This is a genomic window from Actinomadura roseirufa (assembly GCF_900659635.1).
In the GTDB taxonomy this organism is placed as follows: domain Bacteria; phylum Actinomycetota; class Actinomycetes; order Streptosporangiales; family Streptosporangiaceae; genus Spirillospora; species Spirillospora roseirufa.
The window spans coordinates 1-4,899 of sequence record NZ_CAACVB010000416.1 but is presented as its reverse complement, the minus strand read 5'-3'; the positions used below and the strand labels follow the sequence as shown (position 1 = coordinate 4,899).

The 4,899-nt window shown below is 74.0% G+C and carries 3 protein-coding genes and 1 pseudogene; all 4 read left to right on the top strand.

Annotated elements, in window-relative coordinates; all coding sequences use genetic code 11:
* Positions 1 to 1,272, top strand: a pseudogene (locus E1291_RS45550) (hypothetical protein); the annotation flags it as partial.
* Between the two features lie 63 nt (positions 1,273 to 1,335).
* Positions 1,336 to 2,799 (top strand): serine/threonine-protein kinase, encoded by a 1,464-nt coding sequence (locus E1291_RS43570; RefSeq protein ID WP_207401187.1) that lies wholly within the window; start codon positions 1,336 to 1,338, stop codon positions 2,797 to 2,799.
* A gap of 186 nt (positions 2,800 to 2,985) precedes the next feature.
* Complete coding sequence (locus tag E1291_RS39140; RefSeq protein ID WP_242614657.1) at positions 2,986 to 4,611, top strand: carboxylesterase/lipase family protein; 1,626 nt, start codon at positions 2,986 to 2,988, stop codon at positions 4,609 to 4,611.
* 92 nt (positions 4,612 to 4,703) lie between these two features.
* Positions 4,704 to 4,899: hypothetical protein (locus tag E1291_RS39135; protein WP_131743072.1), on the top strand; the 196-nt coding region annotated here is incomplete at its 3' end.

Here is a 4,899-nt window from a genome sequence, read left to right as displayed (position 1 = left end):
CTACACTCTTTCCCTACACGACGCTCTTCCGATCTCTGGGAACGGCGCGGCCGGGCCGCGCTCGCCGCCCTGGCGCTCGCGCTGGCGGCGCTGTTCCCGGAGGAGGCGGCCACCGCCAACGGGGCCACGACGCTGGCGGCCACCTCGCTGGGCGGCGGACGCTGGCGCAGGATCGCGCGCCCCCGCCGGGACCGGCGGCTGATGTCGCTCGCCGCCGCCGCGGCGCTGCTGCTCATCGGCGCCGGCGGCGCCGCGTTCGTCTTCAGCGGCGACGAGCAGCACACCAACACGATCGGTCCCATCGCCGACAAGCCCACGGCGGCCCCGGCGCCCACCGCGTCCGGGAGCGGGACCTCGGGCACGGCCAAGAAGCCGGCCAAGAAGCCCGTCGGGAACGACCCGTCCGGGCCCGTCCCGGAGGCGGGGGCGCGGAGCGGACCGTCCACGCCGCCCTCCTCCGGACCCGGCCCGGTCGCGAGGCCGCGCGCGGACGTGCCGCGGCGCACCGGTCCCGGCGCGAACCCCGGGACCGGCGGGACGAAGCGGCCGAGGTCGTCCGAAGACCCGCAGACCGAGAACGGCGACCCGGTCATCAAGGACCCGGTCATCACCTTCCCGCCCGGAGACAAAGACCCCTGCACGGGCGAGGGCTGTCCTTGCACCGGCGAGGACTGCCCGTGTACCGGCGAGGACTGCCCCTGCCAGGGTGACGGCTGCGGCGGCGAAGGCTGCTCCGAATCCGACGAGGGCTGCCCCTGCAGGGGCGACGACTGCGAGGGCCCTGGCACGGACGAACCCTCTACCGATACCCCCTCACCGGAGACTTCCGACCCCAGCACGGACACGCCCAGCACGGACACCCCGAGCACGGAGACGCCCAGCACGGAGACGCCCAGCACGGACGCGCCGACGGACACGCCCAGTTCGGAGGAGCCGGGGTCCGGGACGCCGAGTTCCGGGACCCCCGACCCCTCGACCCCCGGGCCGGGCACGTCGGGGCCGCCGCCCCAGGGCGGTCCGCCGCCTGAGGGCAACTCGCGGCTCGGGCCGGGCGGAATGGTGGCACAGCGGTCGGGCCCCTCGGTCCAGCGGCCCGGCCCGGCGGTCCAGGGACCCGTCATCGGCGGGCCGCCGCGCTCCGCCACGCCGGTTCCGCCGCGGCCGGTCGTCGTCGTGCCGAGGCGGGCCGTCCCGGCGCTCCCGGTGCGGCCGTCGCCGGTGCCCGTGACGCCGCGGGCGGGGGTGCCCGCCAACGACGGTGAGCCCGGCTGACGGTGACGGCGGAGCGAGGCGGGCACGGGCCGGCGGCGGTCCGGGCGGTGAGGAGGGTGCACGGTGAACGCTGAGGAGCTTCCGGCCCGCGCGCGGGCGTCGCGGCCCGGCGACCCGCGGTGGATCGGCGCGTACGAGGTGCTCGGCTTCCTCGGGGAGGGCGGCATGGGCAGCGTCTTCCTCGGCGCGGACCGGACCGGGCGGCTGGTCGCGATCAAGGTGGTGCGGCCGGAGCTGGCCCGCGACCCGCAGTTCCGGGCCCGGTTCCGCCGCGAGGCGGCGAGCGCGCGCCGGGTGCCGCGGTTCTGCACCGCCGAGGTCCTCGACCACGACCCCGACGCGGAGGCGCCCTACCTCGTCACCGAGTACGTCGACGCGCCGACGCTGCGCGAGACGGTCGCGCGGTCCGGCCCGCTGAGCGGCGGCGAGCTGGACCAGCTCGCGGTGTCGATGGCGGCGGCCCTGGTGGGCATCCACGGCGCGGGCATCGCGCACCGCGACCTCAAGCCCGCGAACGTGCTGCTGTCGCGGATGGGGCCGCGCGTCATCGACTTCGGCGTGGCCAAGCCGTTCGACGCGACCCGGATCACGGCGGACGACCAGGTCGTCGGCACGCCCGCGTACATGGCGCCCGAGCAGGTGCGCGGCCGTCCGGGGCCCGCCTCGGACGTGTTCGCCTGGGGCGGCGTCATGGTGTTCGCCGCCACCGGGCGCCGTCCGTTCCCCGGGGAGTCGGTCCCCGAGACGGCCGCCGCGATCCTGCGCGGTGAGCCGAACCTGGACGGGCTGACGGGGCGGCTGCGCCGCGCGGTCGCGGCCGCGCTGACGAAGGACCCGAAGAAGCGTCCCGGCCCGTCCGCGCTGCTGGAGATGCTCGGCGTGGCGCCGGCGGAGATGCTCGCCGCGGCCGCCCCGCCGGTTCCGGACGCGGCGCCGGCGCCCGCTGACCGGGGCGTCGACGGCCGCACCCGCATGGACCTCACGACCGGCTCGTTCACCCAGCCCACCCCGACCCCCACGCCCATGCCCGCGCCGCCGCCCGCCGCCGGCCCGAAGGAGACCCGCTCGGACGAGACGTCGGTGTCGGAGTGGCAGCCCGTCTACACGGCCCCCGGGCCGAAGCGGGGGCGCCGGCTGGCGCGGGCGGTGGCCCTGCTGGCCGTGGTGGCGGTGTGCGGTGTCCTGGTCGCGCTGTACCTGCGGGGCCAGGGCTCCCTGAAGGTGACCGGCGTGTCGGTGCACACGGCCAAGTCCCGGTACGGGTGCGACGCCGACATCGACCTGACCGGGACCGTGACCACGGACGGGTCGCCCGGCGAGATCGACTACCAGTGGAAGCGCAGCGACCAGCGATCGCCCGGACAGCGGCTTCGGCAAACCGTCCAAAAGGGAACAAAAGAGACGGACGTACACCTCCTCTGGCACGTCAGCGGCCCCGGAAAACGGAAGTTCTCGGCGACGCTGCTGGTGCTGAACGGGGCCGGGACGCAGAAGACGACGACGTTCTCCTACTCCTGCCGGGGCTGACCCCGCCGCGCCCGACCACATCGTGGGATTCGCCCCCGCGCGCGCACCGCCGCTCGGCGGCCGGGCGGGGCCGGTCGTCGACGGGGCGGCGCCGCTCTCCGCATATGCCCCCGATGGGGATGGGACGGGACGGACGCCGGCTTTACCGTCGAGCCTCCTGTCCCCGGCTCGTGGAGGGCGTTCAGCATGACGGCGAGAAAACGACGGTTCGCGGTGGCGGCGGTCGCGTCGCTCGGCGCGGCGATGGTGGCGTTCGGGCTCCAGGGCCCGGCGGACGGGGCGGTGCGCAAGCCCGCGGCCGCGCCCGCGTGCACGGACGGCACGCTCGTGCAGACCGATCGGGGCCCGGTCTGCGGGACGGTGGCCGACGGCGTCCGGTCCTGGCTCGGTGTGCCGTACGCGGCGCCGCCCGTCGGGAAGCTGCGCTGGCAGCCGACCGAGCCCCACCCCGGGTGGACGACGACGCTGGAGGCGACGCAGCGCGGCGCCTCCTGCCCGCAGCCGGCCTTCCTCGGCCCGCCCTCGGAGAACGAGGACTGCCTGCGGCTGAACATCGTCACCCCGGAGAAGACCGACAAGCCGCTGCCGGTGATGGTGGAGTTCCACGGCGGCGGTTTCCGGCTCGGCGGCCCCTCGGACGGCACGCATCTGGTCAAGAGCGGCGGCGTCATTCATGTGGGGGTCCAGTACCGCCTCGGAATCTTTGGTTTCATGACGCACGCGGCGTTCGGGAAGAACGCCGGGAACTATGCGCTCCAGGATCAGCAGGCGTCGCTTCGCTGGGTACAGAGCAATATCGCCAAATTCGGCGGCGACCCGAAGAACGTGACCATTTTCGGTGCGTCCGCGGGCGGATCGAGCGTGTGCGCGCAGACCGCGTCGCCGACGGCGCGGGGTCTTTTCCATAAGGGCATCGCGCAGAGCGGCGAGTACAACTCCCTGCTCGGCACCGACACGACGTGGCAGGCGCAGGACTGCAAGGCGAAACTGCCGACCGAGGCCGAGGCGCAGGCGGCCGGCGCGCGGTTCGCGGCGGCCGTCGGCTGTACGGGCGGCGACGTGGGCGCGTGCCTGCAGGCCGTCCCGGTGAAGAAGCTCCTCGACCAGGCCGGGGACGGCATGGGGGCGGACAAGGGGACGCTCGGCCCGGTCGTCGACGGCAAGATCCTGACCATGTCGCCCGGCGAGGCGTTCGCCACCGGGAAGGTCAACAACGTGTCCCTGATGCACGGCGTCGACCGGGACGAGACCCAGCTCAGATCCGCCAACACGACGGCCGAGTACGAGGCGTTCGTCCGGCAGCAGTACCCGAAGATCGCCGACCAGGTGTTCAAGCTCTACCCGCTGGAGCGCTTCCCGGCGCCGTCGGCGTTCATCGCCTACCGGACCATCGTGGCCGACTCGAACTCGGTGTGCCCGGCGCTCCTCAACGACGAACGGCTGGCGCACAAGATCAAGGTGTTCGCCTACCAGACCGACAACGCCGACGCCCCGCCGCTTTTCTTCCTGGACAAGACGAAGCCGAACGGCTCCTACCACATCAGTGAGAGCCCGTTCCTTTCCCCGTTCCCCGGCGGCGCGGAACTCACGGCCAACCAGAAGGCGTTCGGCGAGCAGTTGACCTCGGAGTGGACCGGCTTCGCCCGCACCGGCGACCCGACCGTGGAGGGCACCCCGTTCTGGCCCCGGTTCACCCGTACCGCGCCGGACGTGATGTCGCTCGTCCCCGCGGGGGACAGCGAACTGACGAGGGAGATCTCCCGGCAGCACCACTGCGGGTTCTGGAACGAGTACACGCCGTTTGAGAAATAACGGTTGTCGTGGGATGTCGCAAGTTGTGCCCAACGTGCCAGATGGCGCACTGACCCCTTGAAGGCCATGGGACGCATGGATGTCATGTCGGCATGCAAGCCACAGTGCAAGCCGCGCTGCTCGTCTGCCTGTGCGGTCTCGCCGCGGTGGACGTCGTGCTGAGGGCGGTCATGCCGCGGCGCCCGCGCGTCCCGGACCGCCGGGCGGGCGGTGACGTGCTGCACGCGGTGGCGGAGGCCGCGGCGTGCCTGGCCTCCGGCCGCGATCCGCACGCCGCCGCCCGGCACC